Annotated in this window: 18 protein-coding genes; 7 read left to right on the forward strand and 11 right to left on the reverse strand. The window is 63.7% G+C overall.

The genetic code is table 11. The annotated features are described in order from the left end of the window. Window positions 1–16 precede the first annotated feature (16 nt). Window positions 17–841: a TorF family putative porin gene (locus tag A8V01_RS18160; RefSeq protein WP_103097893.1), complete on the reverse strand. Its 825-nt coding sequence runs from the start codon at window positions 839–841 to the stop codon at window positions 17–19. Between the two features lie 119 nt (window positions 842–960). After that, window positions 961–1,290 (reverse strand): hypothetical protein, encoded by a 330-nt coding sequence (locus tag A8V01_RS18165; RefSeq protein WP_211295071.1) that lies wholly within the window; start codon window positions 1,288–1,290, stop codon window positions 961–963. 243 nt (window positions 1,291–1,533) lie between these two features. Between A8V01_RS18165 and A8V01_RS18170 the strand changes: the two genes are divergently transcribed. Then, complete coding sequence (locus A8V01_RS18170; RefSeq protein WP_425437344.1) at window positions 1,534–3,441, forward strand: potassium transporter Kup; 1,908 nt, start codon at window positions 1,534–1,536, stop codon at window positions 3,439–3,441. Between the two features lie 65 nt (window positions 3,442–3,506). Here the strand turns inward: A8V01_RS18170 and A8V01_RS18175 are convergent, their stop codons facing one another. The 5 genes from A8V01_RS18175 to A8V01_RS18195 all read right to left on the reverse strand — a co-directional run bounded on the left by A8V01_RS18175 (window position 3,507) and on the right by A8V01_RS18195 (window position 9,387). After that, window positions 3,507–3,914 (reverse strand): DUF1801 domain-containing protein, encoded by a 408-nt coding sequence (locus A8V01_RS18175; protein WP_103097615.1) that lies wholly within the window; start codon window positions 3,912–3,914, stop codon window positions 3,507–3,509. Between the two features lie 106 nt (window positions 3,915–4,020). After that, window positions 4,021–4,953 carry a FecR family protein gene (locus A8V01_RS18180; RefSeq protein ID WP_170065978.1) on the reverse strand — a complete coding sequence of 311 codons (933 nt, stop codon included), beginning with the start codon at window positions 4,951–4,953 and terminating at the stop codon, window positions 4,021–4,023. A gap of 89 nt (window positions 4,954–5,042) precedes the next feature. Then, window positions 5,043–5,615 (reverse strand): RNA polymerase sigma factor, encoded by a 573-nt coding sequence (locus A8V01_RS18185; protein ID WP_103097619.1) that lies wholly within the window; start codon window positions 5,613–5,615, stop codon window positions 5,043–5,045. A 134-nt stretch (window positions 5,616–5,749) separates the two neighbouring features. Next, window positions 5,750–6,799, reverse strand: coding sequence for a tyrosine-protein phosphatase (locus A8V01_RS18190; protein WP_103097895.1), 1,050 nt, complete (start codon window positions 6,797–6,799; stop codon window positions 5,750–5,752). Window positions 6,800–6,816: 17 nt separating this feature from the next. Beyond that, the gene (locus tag A8V01_RS18195) at window positions 6,817–9,387 is read right to left on the reverse strand and encodes a TonB-dependent receptor (protein ID WP_103097620.1); all 2,571 of its coding nucleotides are present in this window, start codon (window positions 9,385–9,387) and stop codon (window positions 6,817–6,819) included. 187 nt (window positions 9,388–9,574) lie between these two features. Here A8V01_RS18195 and A8V01_RS18200 point away from each other — a divergent pair, with 187 nt between their 5' ends. Then, window positions 9,575–10,780: a TetR/AcrR family transcriptional regulator gene (locus A8V01_RS18200; RefSeq protein WP_103097622.1), complete on the forward strand. Its 1,206-nt coding sequence runs from the start codon at window positions 9,575–9,577 to the stop codon at window positions 10,778–10,780. Window positions 10,781–10,791: 11 nt separating this feature from the next. On the opposite strand, the gene A8V01_RS18205 is transcribed toward A8V01_RS18200, so the two are convergent. Beyond that, on the reverse strand, window positions 10,792–11,553 hold the full coding sequence (locus A8V01_RS18205) for an SDR family NAD(P)-dependent oxidoreductase (RefSeq protein ID WP_103097624.1): 762 nt from the start codon (window positions 11,551–11,553) through the stop codon (window positions 10,792–10,794). 158 nt (window positions 11,554–11,711) lie between these two features. Between A8V01_RS18205 and A8V01_RS18210 the strand changes: the two genes are divergently transcribed. Continuing rightward, window positions 11,712–12,530 carry an SDR family oxidoreductase gene (locus A8V01_RS18210; protein ID WP_103097896.1) on the forward strand — a complete coding sequence of 273 codons (819 nt, stop codon included), beginning with the start codon at window positions 11,712–11,714 and terminating at the stop codon, window positions 12,528–12,530. Between the two features lie 81 nt (window positions 12,531–12,611). Here the strand turns inward: A8V01_RS18210 and A8V01_RS18215 are convergent, their stop codons facing one another. Beyond that, the gene (locus tag A8V01_RS18215) at window positions 12,612–14,234 is read right to left on the reverse strand and encodes an AMP-binding protein (RefSeq protein WP_103097626.1); all 1,623 of its coding nucleotides are present in this window, start codon (window positions 14,232–14,234) and stop codon (window positions 12,612–12,614) included. Between the two features lie 111 nt (window positions 14,235–14,345). Here A8V01_RS18215 and A8V01_RS18220 point away from each other — a divergent pair, with 111 nt between their 5' ends. From A8V01_RS18220 to A8V01_RS18230, 3 genes are read left to right on the forward strand one after another with little or no spacing between them, the layout of a single operon-like run. Continuing rightward, window positions 14,346–15,524: an aromatic ring-hydroxylating oxygenase subunit alpha gene (locus tag A8V01_RS18220; protein WP_103097627.1), complete on the forward strand. Its 1,179-nt coding sequence runs from the start codon at window positions 14,346–14,348 to the stop codon at window positions 15,522–15,524. A 59-nt stretch (window positions 15,525–15,583) separates the two neighbouring features. Beyond that, the gene (locus A8V01_RS18225; RefSeq protein ID WP_103097897.1) at window positions 15,584–16,372 is read left to right on the forward strand and encodes a sugar phosphate isomerase/epimerase family protein; all 789 of its coding nucleotides are present in this window, start codon (window positions 15,584–15,586) and stop codon (window positions 16,370–16,372) included. Continuing rightward, a complete protein-coding gene (locus A8V01_RS18230; protein ID WP_103097629.1) occupies window positions 16,369–16,755 on the forward strand; it encodes an EthD domain-containing protein in 387 nt (128 codons plus the stop codon). The genes A8V01_RS18225 and A8V01_RS18230 overlap by 4 nt, the downstream gene beginning before the upstream one ends. Here A8V01_RS18230 and A8V01_RS18235 read toward each other — a convergent pair. Together A8V01_RS18235 and A8V01_RS18240 are read right to left on the reverse strand one after the other, a co-directional pair. Beyond that, on the reverse strand, window positions 16,720–17,433 hold the full coding sequence (locus A8V01_RS18235; RefSeq protein WP_103097632.1) for an SDR family NAD(P)-dependent oxidoreductase: 714 nt from the start codon (window positions 17,431–17,433) through the stop codon (window positions 16,720–16,722). The genes A8V01_RS18230 and A8V01_RS18235 overlap by 36 nt on opposite strands. Continuing rightward, window positions 17,430–18,443: an NADP-dependent oxidoreductase gene (locus A8V01_RS18240; RefSeq protein WP_103097898.1), complete on the reverse strand. Its 1,014-nt coding sequence runs from the start codon at window positions 18,441–18,443 to the stop codon at window positions 17,430–17,432. The genes A8V01_RS18235 and A8V01_RS18240 overlap by 4 nt, the downstream gene beginning before the upstream one ends. Before the next feature lie 157 nt (window positions 18,444–18,600). Here A8V01_RS18240 and A8V01_RS18245 point away from each other — a divergent pair, with 157 nt between their 5' ends. Continuing rightward, window positions 18,601–20,931 carry a TonB-dependent receptor gene (locus A8V01_RS18245; RefSeq protein WP_103097634.1) on the forward strand — a complete coding sequence of 777 codons (2,331 nt, stop codon included), beginning with the start codon at window positions 18,601–18,603 and terminating at the stop codon, window positions 20,929–20,931. Window positions 20,932–20,958 lie beyond the last annotated feature (27 nt).

Here is a 20,958-nt window from a genome sequence, read left to right on the forward strand (position 1 = left end):
GCCCCCTTCCGCACCGTCAGAATGCTGCCGTCAACGAAGCCACAACAGCAGATCCCGCAATGGAGCCATGACCGTCCTGGCCTTTGCTGAAGTTCGGTTGCAGCAGGGCGGCATCGGACTTCGCGATGTCCGTATCGACGTAGGAGAGGTTCAACGTCAGGTTGCGCCAGGTGGCGTCCATGCCGAGCGACCAGTCCCAGTACGTCCCGGTAGGGGCAAGGCTGGTGCCGTTGGGGCCGAGGCCGGGGTTTCCGTCCGAGTAGCCCAGGTGCGCCTTTGCCGTCAGCGGCGTACCCGCGATGGGCAGTGTGCCATCGGTCCACAGGTAGATGTTGTCCTGCTTCTGACCCCGGCTGTCGGGGGCGTTGGAGACATTGGCTAGCGCGTATTGCCGGGGTGCATAAGCCACGCCCGCTGTCACCGTAGCGGGGCCGGCCACGCCCGAAACCTTGACGTAAGGCTCTGCAAAGTCGGTATTATCCGCTCCGCCCGGATACATGTACCAGGTAAACCCGATGTCGATCGTCGCCTTGTCCGACAGCCTTGTCCGGTAGCCGCCGATCAGATCCAGCTCCATGTTGGACCCACCGAAGGTGCCCCAACCCGCAAGGTTCGAGGCCCAGATTCCTACATAGACGCCGCTGTCATGGGCGAGCGTCAGACCGCCCTGAACCGCCATTCTTTTGTCCGATTGCGATACGCCGCGGAACCGATAGTCCGTTGCGATCGCCGCCGATCCCGCCACTGTGATGGCCCCGGAACCCTCTTCTTCGCTGGCATGAGCCGGGGCCAATGGGGCGAAAATTGCAAACAGGGCGGCAATCTTGGTCGTGATCTTCATGATGTCCTCTTGAGTGACCCGCCCCGGCGTGCAGGGCGATTCGAGGAGCACCAACTAGATCGGACAAGCGTTCGGTATCGAGAGCACAATTTGCAATATTACATATATTTTTCATATGTTTATGAGATTTTCGGCGGCACGCCCGCGCCCTTCCCATGCACTGTCGGTGCATCGGGTTGCGCCCCCTCTCCCAGCGTAACGGACCAGCGCCCCGGCACCGGCACCGAGCGGCACAGAACGGCACCTAACGATACCATAACGGCACCTACGAGCAGCAGAACCACCAGAACCGCGCATAATCCAAGCTCTGGAAGTGTTGCCTGCGCCGGAGGGTGTGCATGTACCTTTGCGTAAAGCGCCCGCCCCGTCGCTGCGGCCATCGACAGGATGCCAAGTCCCACCAGCCGCATCCCGATCCGCACCGCCAGAGTCTCATGCCAGGGGACCATCTTTCACCTCCGGTTTCAGGAGGCACTCCAGCTACGCAGCTTCACATAGCAATTCGAGAGCGGAACCGGCGGCGCCGCATTGAGATTTCATAGGATCAGGCCGCTTCGGCGGGCAAAAACCGAAAAATCATATGCCGATCCTATGCGATGTGCAGCGGGTCCATATGGAGATAAAATGCCCACCTGTGGCATGCCCGCAGCCCGGCCGAATCCAAGAGGCATGACTTGACGAGCGATCAGACCATCTCCCCCTCCGCTCCGGACTCGGCCCCGGAAGCCGGCCATGCCGCAGGGCCGCAGGGCAGGCTGGGAACGCTGGCGCTGGGCGCGCTGGGCGTAGTGTTCGGGGATATCGGCACATCGCCGCTCTATGCGCTGAAGGAAAGCTTCGTCGGCCATCATCCGCTGGCGGTGGACGCGGCGCATATCTTCGGTGTGCTGTCGCTGATCTTCTGGACGATGACGCTGATCGTCACGGCCAAGTACGTCTTCATCGTCATGCGCGCCGACAACGAAGGCGAGGGCGGTTCGATGGCACTGCTGGCGCTGATCGGGCGCAGCCTTGGCGAAACGCGCTGGACGCCGCTGATCGCGATGCTGGGCGTGATCGCCACCGCGCTGTTCTATGGCGATGCGATCATCACCCCGGCCATTTCGGTGCTGTCCGCGGTCGAAGGACTCACCGTGGTGGAAGCATCGCTGGGCGAACTGGTGCTGCCGATCGCCATCGTCATCCTGCTGGGCCTGTTCCTGATACAGAAGCACGGGACAGAGCGTGTCGGCACGTTCTTCGGGCCGGTCATGGCGGTCTATTTCGTGGTGCTGGCGGTGCTGGGCGTGATCAACATCGTGGCCCATCCGGAGATCGTGGGCATCCTCAATCCCTACTGGGCCTGGCACTTTTTCGCTCTGGACCCAAGGCTGGCGTTCCTGGCGCTCGGCTCGGTCGTGCTGGCGGTGACGGGGGCGGAGGCGCTCTATGCCGACATGGGACATTTCGGCCGCAAGGCGATCAGCATCGCCTGGCTCTATGCGGCGCTGCCGTGCCTCATGCTCAATTACATGGGACAAGGCGCGCTGCTGCTGGACCAGCCCGAGGCAGCAAGCAACCCGTTCTTCCTGCTTGCACCGGAATGGGCGCGGCTGCCGCTGGTGATCCTGGCCACGCTGGCAACGATCATCGCCAGCCAGGCGGTGATTTCGGGCGCGTTCTCCATCACCCGGCAGGCGGTGCAGCTGGGCTTTCTGCCGCGCCTGCGCATCCTGCACACCAGCCCGACCGCCGAGGGGCAGGTCTATGTTCCCATCGTCAACTGGACGCTGCTGATCCTTGTCGTGCTGCTGGTGCTTTCGTTCCGCTCGTCAAGCAGCCTTGCGGCGGCATACGGCATCGCGGTGACCGGCACGATGGTGATCACCGCCTGCATGCTGGGCGTGCTGACCTTCAGCGTCTGGCGCTGGCCACCACTTCTGGCCGGCGGCGTGACCGGGCTGTTCCTGCTGATCGATGGCGCCTATTTCCTGTCGAACGCCACCAAGATTCCCGACGGCGGCTGGTTTCCCCTGCTGGTGGCAGGCGTGGTCTTCGTCATGCTTACCACATGGTCGACCGGGCGCAGGATCCTGCGGCGCTCACTGGCCGTCGGGGCAATAGACCTTGACCTGTTCATCAAGTCCACCGCCCAGTCGGTGCGCCGGGTTGCGGGCACCGCCGTCTTCCTGTCGTCCACCCGCGAAGGCGTGCCGCCCGCGCTGCTGCACAACGTCAAGCACAACAAGGTATTGCACGAACGCGTCATCGTGCTGACGGTGGTGACCAACGCGGTCCCCCACCTGCCCGAAGACGCCCGCATGACCATCGCCCAGCACGGCTCGGGCTTCTTCCGCATGACGCTGCGCCACGGTTTCCTGGAAGATGTGGACATTCCCGCATCGCTCAAGGCTGTTACGTCCTGCGGCGCGCCGATCGGCAAGATGGACACCAGCTACTTCCTCAGCCGGCAGACGCTGATCCCCTCGGAAAAGCCCGGCATGGCCATCTGGCGCGAAAAGCTGTTCGCGTGGATGATCCGCAATGCGGCCACTCCGATGGAATTCTTCAACCTGCCGACCAACCGCGTTGTCGAGCTGGGCTCGCAAGTGGAGATATAGGCGGCCTGGAGCAAGGTCTGACTGGGGAGGGAACCGCAGGTTGACCTGACCGAGCGAGCCTTTCTTTACAAGCGCGCACCGGGCAGCTGGCTCGCCTGTTTCATCCAATCTTCAAGCTGCACCACGTCGATGTCATCCGTTTCCCTGATGTCGAGGTAGCGGACGTTCTCCTGTTTCGATTTACCGGGTGGCACCGGACGAAGGGCGGCGCCTTGAAAGAACGTCACCTTCACATACTTTTCAAAGCAATGGAACGAGGTGAACCAACCCTGTCCTTCAACGCCGTAGAAAGGGGAGTTCCACCTAACAGCCTTGGCTGTGCCGGGAACCGCTCTCTCAATCGCAGCGGCCAATACGTTGCCTACTCGGTTCTTCCACCCGGGCATCGCATCTATATAGGCCCGCACCGGTCCCTCGCCTTCACCCTTGGCTATTTGAGGATTACCGCCCGACAATAGCTTCGCTTCAGCCATACGCTTGCCTCCTGCCAAAGCATGTTAGCACGAATTGACAGTCATGTCCGCAAGGCCGCGCCTTCAGAAAGCCCGCCTTCCTTCACCTTCCGCCTGCGCCGCTGCTTCAGCGGGTCAATTCGTAACCGTCCGGTGTCGTCACCACGCGCGCGCTCAGGCTGAGGGATACAGCCTTCAGGAACTGGTCCGGCCGGTCGAGGTCGAAACGGCCGCCGATCTTTTCGCGTGCGAGGTCGGCGTTGCCTACGGTGATCTTGCGGGTAAGGTGGCGGTTGAATTCTGCTGCGGCCTCGGCCACCGACTGGTCGAGGAAGACGATCTCCCCCGCTCGCCATGCCATCAGCGAGGCGACCTGTTCGGAACTGCGCGCCTGCAGCCGGGGGGTGCCCTGTTCGGCCACGATCATCGAAACGTTCGGCTTCAGCATGAGCCCGCCCGCGCCGCCGGGCAGCGGGCCGGGTATGGGCATCGCGGCGCCATCCACCATGGTCAGTTCGGCCTGCCCCGCCGTCACCCGCGCATCGAACAGGCCCGGCGCCAACGGCAGCGACGCCGCGTTCGCGCGCAGTACCGTGGCCCCGCCGCGCCGCAGATCAAGTGCCACTTCGCCGCGATCGAGGCGCAGCAGGCGCTCGTCATCGCGATAACGCCAGGACAGCGCGCTGTCGGTGTTGAGATAGGCGACGCTGCCATCGGGCAGCGGCACGCGCCGCGTCTCGCCCACGCCGGTGCTGGCGCTGTCCCAGGCATAGGCCCGTTGCGCCATGAAGCCCGAACCCAGCATCGCCACGGGCACGCCCACGGCAGCCACCTTCAACCACTGGCGACGGCTGGCGCGCAGGGGCGCCTCATCCACGATCGGCACCGCACGCATGCCCTCCCAGTTGGCGACGATGCGGGCATAGGCAACGGCGTGGGCGGGATTGCTGCGCCGCCATGCCTCGAAATCCTCGGCGCGCGCGGTCCCCGCATCCAGCGCCGCGAACCAGCGCGACGCTTCGGCAAGGAGGGCGTCCTGACCCAGGGGATCTTTCGTCATCGTCATGTCGCGCGGCGTCTGGGTGCTCTAAAAGGGCCGACCATAGGGAGGTTGATCAACCTGCCCTGCATCTATCAAGCTGTCGCCCGTCAGAGAAGCATCTTCTCCCGCGCCTCGGCCGATGGCTCTGCCGCGCCCCTGTCCTGCGGGGTCAGCGCGTGGGTGAGCAGTTCCACCGCGCGCGCCAGCCGCTTTTCGAAAGTGGAAACGCTGATGCCCAGATCGCTGGCGATTTCGCGCGGGGTTTCCTCTGCAAAGCGGCGACGCACCAGCGCGATGCGGCAGCGTTCCGGCAGCGCGGCAATCGCCTGCTGCACCCGCGCCATCTGCGTGCGCCCGGCCACGACGCGGAACGGATCGGGCGTGTCGTCGGCGATCTCGAACAGGACAGGCGCGGGCAAGGGCTGCATCGTCACCACGCGCGCCTGCCGGATGCGCTCTATTGCCTGATTGTGGATCATGCGCATGACGTAACCCGGCGGGTTGGCGATGGCGCTCCACCCGTCGAGCGTGAACAGTCTGGTGTAGACTTCCTGGACGATATCGCCCGCTTCCTCGTCATTGCGCACGGTGCGACGCGCGTAATCGATATAGGCCCGCTCGTGCGGCAGGACTTCATCGACGAACCAGCGGTCTATCGGGCGGACATGAGGCGCGGTCACGGGGGAGGAAGCTCGAACAAGAAAGTGAAGGCGCGCCGCGACTAGGGGACGAAGATGTAAGTTTGGCTACAATCGCCGCAGATTGCCGGGACGAAAGGGCATCGGCAGAAACCCCCTCGCCCCGGCGCCCCCCGTCAGTCGAGCATCGTCTTGCGCAGCTTTGCGAAGTCTGCATCGGTGAGGCCGAGCGTGCGCAGATAGGCTTCCGATCCGCCGTACTGCTTGTCGAGATAGGCGAAGAACTGCGCCAGATGCGAAGCACCGGCAGGCGTATAGAGCGGCTCTGCCTTGCGCGGCTTGCCGTCTTCGCTCGCGACATAATACTTGAGGATGGGGTTGCCCGGATAGTCCTTGGGATCAACCTTGGGCATCTCGAACTGCGGGCGGCGCAATTCGGTCGACAAGTGGTAGTCCTTCAGGATCGTATCGCGATCGACCCCCAGCACGTCATAGAGCAGCCCGGTAGCGATGCCCGTGCGGTCCTGCCCGGCAGAACAGTGATAAAGCACCGCGCCCTCATCCGCGATCAGGCGGCGGAACAGCGAGCGGAACTGGGGCGCCAGCATCTTTTCCATGCCGGCATACATGTTATCGCCGCCGCCCTGGCCCATCTTCGCCATCAGGGGCTTGAGCGAATAGTCGTTGGCGATGAACAGAGCGCCGACCTTGTCGTCAAGCATGTCCGGCGCGACCTCACGCTCCTCGATCGAGCGCAGGTCCACGACGTTGCCGATGCCCAGCTGGCCAAGCAGCGCATAGTCCGCATCGGTCAGAAGCGGCATCGCGCCCGAACGGAACGCCTTGTCCCACTTGACCATGCGCCCGTCCTTCGTGACGTAGCCGCCTACGTCGCGAAAGTTACTGCCCTGCTGAAGCGGCAGCACCCGTTCTGCAACGACGGTGCGCCCCTTGCCGCCCGCCCCTTCGAGGATCACGTAGCGGCGATCCGTCGCCGCGATCGGCAGTGTGAGCGCGCCATCCTTGCTGGTGGCGGCAAAGCGCTGGTCGCCCTTGTCGAGCACAGTGTCGGCGCTGATCCAAACCGATACCGGCGCGGCGCCTTCACGCTTCAGTTCCACGGTCGCGGCGTCAAGGCGGGTCAGCGTCGCCAGTTCACGGGCTGTGGCGGGCGATCCTGCCAGAACCAGCGCGGTCAGCGCCACAGTCGTTGCAATCTTTCGCATGTCCATTCTCCCTGTCATCAATAGCTGAAGCGGACGCCGAACAGGTAGCGCGCACCGATCTGCTCGACCTCGGTCGGCGTCGCGGTGGTGCCCTGATAGGCGATGTACTTTTCGTTGGTGAGGTTCGCGAGATCGGCGAACAGCGTGAAGTTGTCCGTCAGCGCATAGCGCAGCGACACGTCCAGGTTCTCATACCCCTTGCGCGATTCGCCGCTGCCCATGCCGCCCAGCGTATCCAGCCAGTCCGACCGCCACTGATAGCTGACGCGGGCGGAAAGACCGTACTTCTCATAAAAGACCGAGGCGTTGGCGATCTTGTCCGACATACCCTGGAACGCCACGCCCTTTTGCGCGGGCGTATCGAAATGGCCGCCAAGGAACGTCACGTTGCCCTGCACGCCCAGCCCGTCGAACGCGCCCGGCAGGAAGTCGAACTGCTTGAGCACGTTGAACTCCACGCCGTAGAGCTTGCCCTTGTCGCCGTTGTATGTGCCCGAAAGCAGGTAGTTCGACCGGTCGATGCCGTCCGCGTCGTAGAAGTCCGAACCGACCGCTTGCTGGCTCTGGTAAAGCACATCGTCCACCCAGCGATGGAACCCGGCGATGGAGATCATGCCGTTGCCGGGCAGGTAGTATTCGATGCTGGCATCCAGCCCCCAGGTATATTCGGGGCGCAGGAACGGATTGCCGCCGGTAACCGTGCCGGGGCTGTTGCTGTCGTTGATCGACGCGCCCACCCGCATCGCGCCATAGGCCGGGCGCGAAACGCTGCGCTGGCCCGACAGGCGCAGCACAAGGTTGTCGGTCGCCGAATACTTGAGGTTCAGGCTTGGGAAGAAGTCCGTCTTGGTGGTGTTGAGCGCCAGCGGCGAATAGACCCCGCCCGCCAGCACCGAGCCGGAATTGTCGAGCGTGTAACGCTCTACGCGCACACCGCCAACGGCGGTCAGCGGGCCGGTTTCCACTTTCGCCATGGCATAGCCTGCCAGCGTCTGTTCGCGCTGGAAATAGCGGTCGGTGCCGGGAATATCGAGGGCCGGATCGTAAAGCCCGGCGCTCTGCAGGCGGCCCAGCAGACTGTCGATATCGCGGCGCATCGCCACGTTGTCCACGTAGTTCAGCGTGACGCCGAGCGGGAAGCCGGTGTCCCATGCCTTGTCAGTGACGTAGCTGTTGATGTCGAACGCCTCGCCCACCGATGCGCTGCTGGCCAGCATCACCATGTTGGAGATCGACAGGTTGTTGCCCGAAATGTCGCGGTCGATGTAAAGGCTGCCCGCAGACAGGGTCAGGTCGCCGGCCTGCTTGGACAGGTCCAGCTTGACCGTATAGCTGTCCGACACCGTCTTCTGCCGGCCGAGCAGGACATAGGCGCCTGCGTTGTTCAGCGTCGCCTGATCGAACGTGCCGTCCACACTGACGATCGGGAAGCGCGGATCGGAATTGTCGTAAGTCAGGTCAAGGTTGTCCGCCCCGCTGGTGGATGCCTGAACAAGCGGCAGAAACGTGGTGTTCTCGGTCTTGGCGTAGTTGAACTTGAACGAAGCCTTGAAGCCGTCATCGCCCTCGTAATCGCCGCCGATCGTGCCGATGTAATTGCGGTTGCGGTATTCGCCGAAGTTGAAGCTGCCGCGCAGCGGCACACCGGTCAGGTCGCCCGATGCCAGCGAACGCGTGCCGCCCGTCGCACGGTCGAGGCGGAATTCATACTGGTTGCGCTGCTCGTTGTCGTTGAATTCCGAGAAGATGGCCTTGGCATAGATGCGCTTGCCCTCTTCCGGCTGGTATTCGACGCCTGCGAACAGGCCGTTGTTCCAGCGTTCCAGTTCATACTGGCGGACGTCGAACTCGGTCGGGCCATTGGCATCGTAAGCGCCGACTTCGCGGTTGTCGGTCAACTGCTTGCGGCGATAGTGCGATCCGCCGACGACGAAGCCGAACGTGTCGTTCGACCATGACAGGCGCAACGAACCCTGACGCTGTTCGCCCTTGCCAAGATCCATGAAACCATAGCCCGCATCGCCCGAGACGTGCAGGCCCTTCTGTTCCATCGGCGAATAGGTCTTGAGGTCGATCGTGGCGACCACGGCGTCGGCCTGCAGGTTCGAGGTCAGCGACTTGTTGACCACCATCTGCGACAGCAACACGGCCGGGATCGCATCGAAACGGAAGGCGCGCGTGTCGCCGCCTTCGTCCACGCCCGCCATCGGGATGCCGTCGATGCTCACCGAGGTCCAGCGGTTCGGCGCGCCGCGCACCTGGATGTAGCGTTCCTGCCCCTGATCGCGCTGCACCGCGACGGCGGGCAGGCGCGAAAGCGCGGCAGCGGCGTTCTGGTCGGGGAAGCGGCCGACCGCATCGGATGCGGCAACATCGGCAAGGTTGTCCATCACCCGCTTGGCCTCGATCGAATCCTGCTGGGCCGACACGATAGATCCGGTGACGACGATGTCCTCTCCAATCGCGGCGTCATCGGCGGCCTCCTCGGCATGGGCGACGGCGGCACCCGACAGTGTAGCGACCATGGCGCCGGAAAGGACGCCGACGATCGCCGTCGAGCGCAGAAATAGACAAGTGTTCAGTTTCACGACGAGCCCCCAAGAATGAATCAACCTGTTAGGTTCGTCGGGGCAGCTAGAACGCCTGTATGTAGGTTGAATGACACTTTTCCGGCACTCGCACAACAGCACAGCAGCGCTGGTATCGCTCGATCGCCGACGCGCTGTCTGCTAGGATGGTGTGATTGCCAGTCGAACGCGATCTATCGTGAGCACCATGAAAACCGCAGAAACAACGTCATACGAACGCTTTATCGCGGCAGTTACAGGGCAGTGGGAACTGTCCGGGGCGGCGGGCATGTCTGCCCGGCAAATCGGCGGAATGACCGATGCTCCGGTGTCCTCGATCTATCATCACTTCGGCTCTTTGGAACACTTGTTCCTAGCATCGCAACGACAGTGCATCGCCGATGCGAAGCTCTGGTGCGAAGAGCAGTGGCGCCAGATCGATGGTCTTGCGGCATCGCCTGCCGCATTCGCAGGTTTCTTCGCGCAGATCATCGATGGGTGGTGTGAACAACGGCGCGCGCTGGCCTTCGCCTGGCGCGAATGCCAGTTGCTGGCGCAGCAATCGCCCACCTTTCAAGAGGCATCCCGTGATTGGGCCAAACTTTGGGAAGGTTTCTGGAGCCGGGCCGGCGACCGCTTCGGGTTCGGCGTGCACAGCCTGGTCGCGCAGCGCGTGTTTGAAAACGAAAGCTTCCTGCACATGATCCGCTGGCGACGGCTGGCCGATCGACCTGCGCTGGACGAGATGGCGCGCTCACTCGCCGCATGGCTCACCGGCACCGCCATGCCTCCCGCCCCGTGGCGCGAATTTGCCCGGACGGAGGCGCTGCGTTCCATGCCGGTGCTGCCCGAACGGGACGAAACCGCAATGCGCATCGTCAATTCGGCTGCATCCATCATCGATGAGGACGGCCTTGCCCGCCTTACCCACCGCGCCGTCGCGGAACGCGCGGGGCTGACGCTGGGCACGGTATCGCACAAGTTCCGTACCAAGCCCGCCCTGCTCGAAGCCGCATTCGAGGGGCTCTATCGCACCAACGTGGAGCGCATGCAGACGGACACCCCCGCCCGCCCGGACCGCCCCAACGACATTGCAGACGACCTAGCAGGCATGATTGTGCGCGGCGGCAATGCGCGTGGCAGCGACGAACTGTTCATCGCCACCGCGCGCGATCCCGCACTCAGCCAGTTCGGGGGGCAGTTGCGCTATCTGCGCGGTCGCACGTCACGCGGCGCGCTGCAGGATCTCATCGGCGCGAAGCGCGAAGTGGGCGTTACCGAAGCCGCGCTGTTCTCGGGCTTCCTGACATCGCAATTGCGCGCGCATGTCGGGCTGCCCGTCGACGAAACCGCCGGGCGCATCCGCAGGGAAGTGGATACCCTGCTCGCGCTCGCCCGGACGGTGCCTGCGTGAAAACGCGCGCCTCAAAACTGGGTGCGCTTGGTATACCCGTTGTCGACCACGATGTTCGCGCCCGTCATCGCCTTGCAGCTGGGCGAAACGACAAAGGCGATCGCCTTGGCCAGTTCCTCGCCGGTTGTGAAGCGGCCCGAAGGCATGTTCGCCAGCGTGGCATTGTAGAAGTCCGGCGCTGCTTCCTTGATCTTGGGCCAGGGACCGTCTTCGGTCATCACCGGGCCGGGGGTGAAGCAGTTCACGCGGATCCCTTCCGCCGCCAGCGTCTGCGACAGCGCGGAAGAATAGTTCATCACCGCCGCCTTGAGCGCGTTGTAGGGCTGGACGCCCATGAATTCTTCTACCGCGCCCGTCGAGGACAGGCACACGATCGCCGCGTTATCCGACTTGCCAAGGTGCGGACGGGCCGCCGCAATGCCCCGGCGCATCGGCAGGATATCGGCCTGGATCACCGCTTCCCACGCCGCATCGGTATCTTCGCCAAGGTTGGTGGAGGTGAAGCTGATGAAGATATCGCAGCCACCCAGCGTCTCTGCCGCCTTGTCGACGAAGGCCGGAACCGCGTCCACTTGCGTGACATCAAGCGCCTCGCCATAGCTTTTCACGCCGGAACCGGCGATCTCGGCAAGGACATTGTCGACCTTCCCCTGCGATCGACCGCAGATGGCCACATCGCAGCCCTCTGCCGCCAGCACATGCGCCACCACGCGGCCTATGCCGCCGTTCGCGCCCACGAGGATGGCCTTGAGGCCCTTAAGTCCGAGATCCATGTCTTGCGCTCCTCTGCCACGCGCGTGGTTTGTATGATGGGCGTGGTTTCGCCGCTTGGGCCGGGCAACGCCACTATTTCTTTGATCAGGAATGACCGCGCCCGCGCCGTGCTAGCGATTGCCAACGCTGAAAGACCACGGTGAGAGGAGTGATAAGCATGTCCACGACCACGGGCCGCCTGAACGGAAAGCGCGCCGTCGTGCTGGGGGCAAGCAGCCCCGACAACATGGGCCAGCATATCGCCCGGCGCCTGATGGCCGAAGGTGCAAGCGTACTTGTCTCCGGCCGCAAGGAAGACGTTCTGGTCGACTTCGCTGCGCAGCATGGCTGTGCATGGAGCGCCTGCGATCTTACCGACCAGTCCAGCGTCGATGCCCTTGCCGATGCCGCCGCGCGGCAATTGGGCGGTATCGATATCGCCGTGAACGCCACCGGCTGGGGGCTTCTCAAGGGCTTTCTGGAAACCACGCACGATGAACTTATGGCGATGACCATGCTGCAGTATGTAGGGCCTTTCCATTTCTATCAGGCCATGGTGCGCAAGATGGCCCGCAGCAACGGCGGGCGCGGTGGCTCGATCATCCAGATCAGTTCCGCTACGGCCACCATCATGCTCAACGACCACGCCGCCTACATGGGCACAAAGGCCGGCGCCGACCACGTGATCCGCTGCGTTGCCCATGAATTCGGCGCAGAAGGCGTTCGCGCCAACTCCATCTCTCCGGGGCTGACCGAAACCCCGATGACGTCAGAGGCTAAGGACGTCCCCGGCCTGTTCGACGCCTTCCTTGCCGGTTACCCACTTGGCCGCATCGGCACGAGCGACGATATCGCCGCCGCCGTCGTCTGGCTGGCCAGCGACGAATGTTTCATGACCGGTGAAAACCTGCAGGTGAACGGCGGCCTGACCCTGCGCCGCAATCCCATGAAGTCGGAAATCGACGCGGCCGTCGCTGCCGCTATGGCGACAAGCTGAGGCTTGCGCAGCGCAATATTTCCTGGGGAGGAAGGGGCGGCGGCGGCATCACAGGATGCCGCCGCCACTTTTATCCCTGACCTAGACGACCAGCGCCTTCACATCGGCGCGCAGCATATCCTTGCGCACCTTTCCCGCGGCGGTGCGGGGAAATTCGTGACGAAACTCGAAACGCTCGGGGATTTTCTGTTTCGCCAGGCCGCTGTCCGCAACGTGAGCGGCCAGCACCTGCGCGCTAGGCGCTTCGCCTGTGGGGATGACATAGGCGCAGATTCCTTCACCCAGCCGCGCGTGCGGCATGGCGACCACGGCGGCTTCGCGCACGGCAGGGTGAGCATGTAGCACGTCCTCGATCTCCTTGGCGGAAATGTTCTCTCCGCCCCGGATGATCAGATCCTTCTTGCGCCCGGTGATCGTGATCGCGCCATCTTCGGTCCGCACGCCAAGGTCGCCGGTGCGGAAGAAGCCGTCTGCGGTGATGGCATCGCGCGTCTGCGCCTCGTCCGCATAGCCCAGCATCATGCCGGGGCCGCGCGCCAGAATCTCCCCTTCCTGTCCTTCCGGCAGGTCGCGGTCCTCACCGTCGACCACGCGAACGTCATAGTCGACGACCGCGCCGTCCGTCGTCGCAGCAAGGGCTTCGACGTTGGGCCAGCCGAACGTCACCAGCGGCACTTCCGAAGCGCCAAAGACGCGGAAAGCGCGGCAGTGCGCGAAGGCGGCGTTAGCCGCCGGGATCAATTCCGCCGGAACCGCGGCGCCGCCACAGGCAAAGAAGCGGAACGATGGCAGACGATTGCCGCTTTCGCGCGCTGCGGCGGCCAGTTCGACAAGGAACGGGGTCGCCGCAACCGTACCGACCGCCTGATGCCGGTCGATCAGCGCCAGCGCCTCGGCCGCATTCCAGCTTTCCATCAACACGGTGCGGGTGCCGCAGATGAATGGTGCCTCCAGCCCGTTGGCATAGCCTGAAACATGCGTGACCGGCGAAGGCATCAACGTGGCGTCACCCTCTGCCAGCCCCCAGTAGGCACCGCTTTCACGCAGGATGCGGGCGATCGAGACGTGGCTGTGCAGCACGCCCTTGGGCCGCCCCGTGGTTCCCGACGTGTAAAGCACCATCTTCACGCCCAGCGGATCGACGGTCGGCCGGCCAAAGGACAGCTCCCGCCCCTCCGCGACAAGCGCTGCGTAATCGTCCGCGCCCTCTCCGCGCACGGTGAAGACGTGGACAAGGCCGGGCAGCGTATCGGCAATGCGGCGCGCCATTGCTGCGTAATCGAACTTGCGGAAACTGGCAGGCACGAACACCGCCCGCGCGCCGCAATCGGCCAGCATGAGCGAGACTTCATGGTCGCGGTAGATCGGCACGATGGGGTTGATCACCAGCCCGGACATCGCAGCGGCAAGATTGATCACCATCGCTTCGCGCCAGTTCGGCACCTGGAACGCGATCACATCTCCGGGCCTGAGGCCGCGCGCGAAAAGCGCCGCGCTCAACGCCTCCGCATCGGCGACGGCCTGCTCGCGGGTAACCGTGATATCGCCCTCTGCCAGCACGACGAATCCAGGGTCGGCCTCTGCCAGCGCGCTTGCCTGCTGGGCAATGGTGCGTTCGTCCCACAGGCCAGCCCCCGCATAGGCGGCCAGGTGCGGCGGTGGGGTTTCAAGCCATGCCCACGGGGGGCTCATCCTCTCCATCATGGTCCCTTGACTGCCGCACTCCACGCCCCCCTGTCGCCTATCACCTTGCGCAGCTTGTCGCCACCTGCAGGCTCGCGCAGGATCGCGGCCATAAGTAATCGGGAGAAGACCGTGGAACGCGTAAAGCGCATTGGGGACGTGGCCGAGATCATGCTCGACTACGTTGCGAACAAGAAAACCTTCCAGACCGATCGGCCGCTGCGCGTGCCCACCAGCAGCTATACCGACAAGGACCAGTTCAAGGCAGAAATGGAGCTGGTGTTCAAGCGCGTGCCGCTGATGCTGGCCTTCACTGCCGAAATCCCCAACCCCGGCGATTACAAGGCGATGGACGCGGTCGGCTCTCCGGTGCTGATCAACCGCGACAAGCAGGGCAAGGTGCGCGCATTCCTCAACGTCTGTTCGCATCGCGGCGCGCCGGTCGCACCCGACGGCAAGGGCAATTGTTCGCGCTTTACCTGCAAGTACCATTCGTGGACTTATGGCGCCGATGGCAAGCTGATCGGTATCGCGGAACCGGGCACTTTCGGCGAAGTCGACAAGAGCACGATGGGCCTGCGCGAACTGCCGTGCGAGGAACGCGGCGGCATGATCTTCGTATGCCTCACGCCCAACGCCCCGATGAACCTTGATCACTATTTCAAGGACTTCCTTGAAGATTTCGACGCGCTGGATTTCGCCAACTGGACCTATCTGGGCAACCGCACGATCCACGGCGCCAACTGGAAGATCGCATTCGACGGCTATCTGGAAGGGTATCACTTCAAGTCGCTTCACCCCGAAACGATCTTTCCGCGCACCCTGTCCAACTGCACCCATTACGAAGGCTTCGGCCCGAACATCCGCATCGGCTTCCCGCAGCATTCGATCGCGGAACAGCTCAAGGACGTACCCCGCGAAGAGTGGGGCAACCGTGAGAATTACGGCTACGATTTCGTGCGAATCTTCTTCCCCAACGTGTCGATCTTCATCGCACCGGAGATCACGCAGGTCGCCCAGCTTTTCCCCGGACCGACGCCGGCCGAGAACCGCACCGTCCTGAACTACCTGCGCCGCGATCCGATCCGCGACGATGCCGACCGCGAGGCGGTGGAAGGCGCGATGAACTTCTTCCGCGATGTGACTTATGAGGAAGACTACGTCATCGGCCTGGAAATCCAGCGCGGTCTGGAATCCGGCGCCCATGATGACCTGACGTTCGGCAAGAACGAGCGCGGCAACCAGTATTTCCACGAATGGCTGAACTGGTATCTGGCCGACGACGCATCACTGCCCGAACCGCAGATGTAGCCCGGTTCCGCCTCGGTTCGATCGGGGCGGAGATGCTGCACATTTCAGGAGACAACGCGGTGCACAAACTATCCCTCGCCTCCGGGGTTCTGCCGGAATTCGGCGCGGTCGACGTCATCGAGGCCGCTGCTTCGGCCGGGTTCGACGCCGTTGGGATCTGGGTCGATCCGCTTGAATGGACGGCGCAGCATACCCGCGATGCGCGTGCAGCATTGGCGCGCACCGGCCTGCCCGTTCTTGACGTCGAAGTGGTCTGGATCCGGCCTGACACCACGCTGGACGATCACCGCAAGGTGATCGACGTGGGCGCAGAACTTGGTGCCGCGAACGTGCTATGCGTATCGTCCCATGAAGAGGGGGAGACGGTGGAACGTCTTGCCGCCCTGTGCCGCCATGCCGAAGGTTCGGGCATGCGCGTCGCCCTGGAATTCGGCATATTCACAGAAGTCAGGGATCTCACACAGGCCCTTGGCATACTCGACCGGGTCGGGCATCCGCTGGGCGCGGTTCTGATCGATCCGATCCACGCCGACCGATCGGGCACCACCGTGGACCAGATCGCCGCGATCGATCCGGCGCTGTTGCCCTATGCACAGTTCTGCGACGCGCGCGCAGAACGGCCCGATCCGGCAGACTTCGACGCGATCATCGCCGACGCCATCGACTTGCGCGAACTGCCGGGTGAAGGCGCGCTGCCTCTGGCCGCCATGCTGCAGGCTTTGCCGCAGCATATCCCGCTCTCGCTCGAACTGCGCAGCGCCGCATTGCGCGATGCGTTCTCGCACCCGGTGCTACGTGCGCGGGCTGTGCTGGACGGGATGCGCAACTGGATGGGCGTGCTGGCATGACCGTGACCGTTATCACTCTGCTCAAGCGGCGCGAAGGCATGAGCGTCGCGCATTTCCGCGCCTATTACGAAAGCAGTCACCGGCTGATCGGCGAAAAGGTGCTGGCCGGCTACGCCACCCGCTACGTGCGGCGGTTCCTGTCCCCGATGGACGGGGCGGAGCAGTCGTTTGACTATGACGTTGTTATGGAGATCGATTTTCCCAACGACGCCGCCCGCATCGCCTGCTTTACCGCGCTGGCCGACCCGGAAACGCAGGCGATGATCGGCGAGGACGAGGAAAAGCTGTTCGACCGCAGCCGGATCCGCGCCTTCACGGTGACCGAATGCGAATCCGCGATGGCGCCCCTAATGACGCACCATCGCTCCACCATCCACCCATAGGCCGTGCCCCGAAACGAAGCGCGCGTCGTCACTGCACAGAAAGGCGACCACATCGGCGATATCGCGCGGCTGTCCAAGGCGGCGCAGCGGTGCCTTGGCTTCCCAGAACGTGCGATATTCCGGCATCTGATCGAACGCGGGCGCGGTCATCGGCGTGTCGATGGCGCCGGGTTGCACGCAAGTGGCCGTAACGCCGAAAGGGCCCAGCTCCGCCGCGACAGACTTGGTGAAGCCCAGCACCGCATGTTTCGAGGCGGAATAAGCGCAAAGCCCCTCATCGCCGTATGTCGAAGTGGTCGAACCGATGGTGACGATGCGCCCTGCCCCATGCGCCTTGAGATGGGGCGTCGCCTCCCGCACCAGCCGGAACACCGCGATGAGGTTCACATCAAGAACCCGCTGGAAATAGGCGTCATCATGACCTTCAAGCGGATGAAACGCGCTTATCCCGGCGCACGGCACCACGGTATCCAGCCCTCCCATACGCTCCACCGCCGCTGCGACCAGCCGGGCATTGGCATCCGCTATCGTCAGATCGGCTACGAAATCCACATCGCCCTGGATATCGGCAGTGAAGACCTGCGCCCCGTCCGCCGCCAGCCTTTGTGCAACCGCAGCACCGATCCCCGATGCCGCCCCGGTGACGACGGCCCGGCGGCCCTGCAGCCTGCCCGTCATGCGATCTTCAACACCAGCTTGCCGGTATTCGCCCCGGAGAACAGGCGCATGAACGCCGGATAGGCGTTCTCCAGCCCTTCTTGAACGTCCTCATCCGCTCGGAGCTTTCCTTCCGCCAGCCAACGCGCCATCTGGGCCCCGCCCTCTGCAAAACGATGCGCATAGTCCGCGATCAGGAAGCCGTGGATCGTCGCGCGCCGCGCAAGGATCTGCCACAAGTTACGAAGACCAAGCTTATCCGGCGAATTGTATTCCGCGATAAGACCGCACAGGACGATCCGGGCGTGATGCGCCAGCGTGAAGACTTCCGCCTCCAGCACAGAGCCTCCGACATTCTCGAACACCACGTTGACCCCATCGGGCGCAGCCGCGGCGATCTCTGCAACCAGGGTGGCGTGGTCCTTGCCCTTGTAGTCGATCGCCGCATCGAAGCCGTAGTCTTCGATCAGGCGGCGGCATTTCTGCTCACCGCCCGCGATACCCACCACCCGGCAGCCCATGATCCGGCCTATCTGGCCCACGGCCGAGCCGACCGCCCCTGCCGCGCCTGAAACCAGCAGCGTTTCGCCCGGCTGCGGCTTTGCCACTTCGGTAAGCCCGAAATAGGCGGTCAGCCCCACCGCGCCCAGCGCGGACAAGAAGTTGGAGGGAGTGGCAACGGCAGTGACATCGATCGGCATCGTGAAGCCGCCCGGCATGGCCACCGAATAATCTTCCAGCGCGTTAAGCCCCATTACCCACTGGCCTGCCGCGAAGTCCGAGTTGTCCGACGCATGGACCACGCCCACCGTCGTCGCCCGTACCGGATCGCCAAGCGGGATCGGCGGCATGTAGCTTTCCACGTCATCCATCCAGCCGCGCTGCGCCGGATCGAGCGATGCATAGTGGTTGCGCACCACGATCCCGCCGGGCGGCGGCGTGGGAATAGCCTCGCTCACCAGCATGAAATCATCGGGAACGGGGGTTCCTTCGGGTCTGCGGGCGAGCAGGAAACGCCGATTCTCGGCCATGGCATCGATCTCCTCTGTTTGCATGACTGGTCCGATTTCGGACGCGATGCCGCACCTGTGCAAATCGACAGGTAGGGCCAGCGGCCATCCGATGCATAGTACACGGCGGAAGACGGCCAAATGCACAGATTCACGGCCGCACCGGGAGGATAGACTGATGGTATCCGCACATGTTCGCGGAGCGCGGAGCAGCGCGCTCTTCAAACTCGCCCTCGCAACCAGCGCCCTGACCAGCATTTCCGCGCCCGTGCTGGCGCAGAGCGCGGCACCCACGCCGCAGGCGGCCGACACGGCAGTCGTCGATCCGAACGAGATCATCGTTTCGGCCCGCCGCCGCTCGGAAACGCTGCAGGAAACGCCGATCGCCATCACCGCCGTCAGCGCTGCGATGCTGGAAAACAAAGCCTCGGCCAACATCGGCGACCTTCAGGGTGCAGCGCCGGGCCTGCTCATCACCCAGCAGAATTCGGGCGCGCAAGCGGCCAACATCTCTATTCGCGGCCTGACGTATGCCGACGTCGAGAAGTCTCAGACCCCGACAGTGGGCGTCGTCGTCGACGGCGTGACGATCGGCACCAGCACCGGCCAGTTGCAGGACGCTTTCGACATCGCCCAGATCGAAGTGCTGCGCGGCCCGCAGGGCACCCTGTTCGGCGCCAACACCATCGGCGGCGTCATCAACATCACCCGCTCCAAGCCGACCATGGAACCGGGCGGCAAGGCCGAATTCACCTTCGGCCGCTGGGCCACCTGGGCGGGCAAGGCCATCGTCAATTACGGCGACGGCGAAACCTGGGGCATCAAGGGGTGGTACTTCCACAACGAATCCGATGGATTCTACCACAATGCCATCACCGGCAAGAGTGGGGGCGGCAGCAATTCCGATGCTTATGGTGCCAGCCTGCTGTTCGAACCCGCCGGCTCGGGCTTTGACGCCCAGCTTTCGGTCGAGAACGTGGTGCAGGAATTCGAACCGGTCGTCAGCAACCTGACCAACAGCACCGAAGCCTTCTGCGCGCTGATCCCCGCCAACGAATGCGGCCGCAACAACACGACCGACCTCTACACGATCTTCACGCTCCCCGCGAAGAGCAAGTACCGCGCGCCCAACGCGACGCTGCAGATGAATTACGATCTTGGCGGCATCAAGCTGACATCGATCACCGGCTGGCGCCACAGCAAGGAAGAGCAGACGCAGGACTTCGACGGATCATCCAGTGACCTGTATTATGTCGACCGTCGCCAGCGTTATACCCAGTGGAGCCAGGAACTGCGCGCCGCCGGCAACCTGTTCACCGGCTTCGACTATGTGGTCGGGGGCTACTACTTCCACTCCAAGTACAATCTGACGCAGTGGACGCGCTTCTTCGGCTTCGATCCCTCAACTCCGCCGATGGAGTTCGACACCAACGCCCAGACCAACATCGGAAAGACCACCAGCTACGCGTTCTTCGGGGACTTCAACTGGGCCTTCGCGGACAAGTGGCGCCTCTCGTTCGGCGGGCGCTGGAGCCATGACAACAAGAAGCTGACCAACAGCTTCGCCACGCAGGGGCTGATCGGCACGGGAGACGCGAACTTCACCAAGTTCACGCCCAAGATCGGCCTCGACTGGCGGCCAAGCCCCGATACGATGCTCTATGCCAGCTGGTCTCGCGGGTATCGTTCGGGCGGATTCAGCCCCCGTGCCGCAACGGCCGATACCGCCAGCACGCCCTTCCAGCCGGAGACGGTCGATGCCTATGAAATCGGCGCCAAGCTTGCCCTGTTCGACCGCAGGCTGGAACTGAACCTTGCCGGCTATATCTCCGACTACAAGGACATGCAGCAGAACCTGACCGTACCCGGCGGGCCGCTGGGCAACCAGACGATCACCGGCAACGTTCCGGGGGGCGCGATGATCAAGGGGATCGAGGCCGACGCAACCCTGCGCATCACGCCCGAATTGCGCATCACCGCCTCTACCGCCTACATGAAGTCGAATTTCCGCAACTTCATCACCTGCGGTGCCTATGCGGCAGGAACAGCGGCTGCGAACGACTGCGGCACCGGGCTGGTGCCCTTCAACTACTCCGCCAACCGGCTGATCTACGCGCCCAAGTTCACCGCTTCGGTCAATGCCGATTACGAAGTGCCGACCAGCTTCGGCAAGGTCGTGGCAACCGCAGGCTGGCGCCACATCAGCCCATATGACGAGCAGATCTCGCAAGGCTCGCTCACTCCGACGCTGGACGGCGCGGGGGATGTGACCGCCGTGACCGTCAACGGCAACGATCCGCGCGTGCGCACCACCACGCAGGATCTCGTCGACGCCAGCCTGACCGTGAACTTCGATGTCGGTGACAAGGAAGTCTACTTCCGCGTCTTCGGCCGCAACCTCGCCAATGAGAAGACGACGACGCACGCCTTCACCGTGGCCGGGCTGTTCTCGTTCGGCATGGCGCTGGAACCGCGCACTTACGGGGCCACGGTCGGCGTGAAATTCTGATTTTGGATCAGCCCCCTGGGGCGCAAT

Source organism: Novosphingobium guangzhouense, from assembly GCF_002896965.1.
Lineage (GTDB): Bacteria > Pseudomonadota > Alphaproteobacteria > Sphingomonadales > Sphingomonadaceae > Novosphingobium > Novosphingobium guangzhouense.

What these genes read in the sequence shown, in the direction of transcription:
- A8V01_RS18160 (WP_103097893.1), bottom strand. Translation starts at nt 841, where the DNA reads ATGAAGATCACGACCAAGATTGCCGCCCTGTTTGCAATTTTCGCCCCA.
- A8V01_RS18165 (WP_211295071.1), bottom strand. Translation starts at nt 1,290, where the DNA reads ATGGTCCCCTGGCATGAGACTCTGGCGGTGCGGATCGGGATGCGGCTG.
- A8V01_RS18175 (WP_103097615.1), bottom strand. Translation starts at nt 3,914, where the DNA reads ATGGCTGAAGCGAAGCTATTGTCGGGCGGTAATCCTCAAATAGCCAAG.
- A8V01_RS18180 (WP_170065978.1), bottom strand. Translation starts at nt 4,953, where the DNA reads ATGACGAAAGATCCCCTGGGTCAGGACGCCCTCCTTGCCGAAGCGTCG.
- A8V01_RS18190 (WP_103097895.1), bottom strand. Translation starts at nt 6,799, where the DNA reads ATGCGAAAGATTGCAACGACTGTGGCGCTGACCGCGCTGGTTCTGGCA.
- A8V01_RS18200 (WP_103097622.1), top strand. Translation starts at nt 9,575, where the DNA reads ATGAAAACCGCAGAAACAACGTCATACGAACGCTTTATCGCGGCAGTT.
- A8V01_RS18205 (WP_103097624.1), bottom strand. Translation starts at nt 11,553, where the DNA reads ATGGATCTCGGACTTAAGGGCCTCAAGGCCATCCTCGTGGGCGCGAAC.
- A8V01_RS18210 (WP_103097896.1), top strand. Translation starts at nt 11,712, where the DNA reads ATGTCCACGACCACGGGCCGCCTGAACGGAAAGCGCGCCGTCGTGCTG.
- A8V01_RS18215 (WP_103097626.1), bottom strand. Translation starts at nt 14,234, where the DNA reads ATGATGGAGAGGATGAGCCCCCCGTGGGCATGGCTTGAAACCCCACCG.
- A8V01_RS18230 (WP_103097629.1), top strand. Translation starts at nt 16,369, where the DNA reads ATGACCGTGACCGTTATCACTCTGCTCAAGCGGCGCGAAGGCATGAGC.
- A8V01_RS18235 (WP_103097632.1), bottom strand. Translation starts at nt 17,433, where the DNA reads ATGACGGGCAGGCTGCAGGGCCGCCGGGCCGTCGTCACCGGGGCGGCA.
- A8V01_RS18240 (WP_103097898.1), bottom strand. Translation starts at nt 18,443, where the DNA reads ATGGCCGAGAATCGGCGTTTCCTGCTCGCCCGCAGACCCGAAGGAACC.
- A8V01_RS18245 (WP_103097634.1), top strand. Translation starts at nt 18,601, where the DNA reads ATGGTATCCGCACATGTTCGCGGAGCGCGGAGCAGCGCGCTCTTCAAA.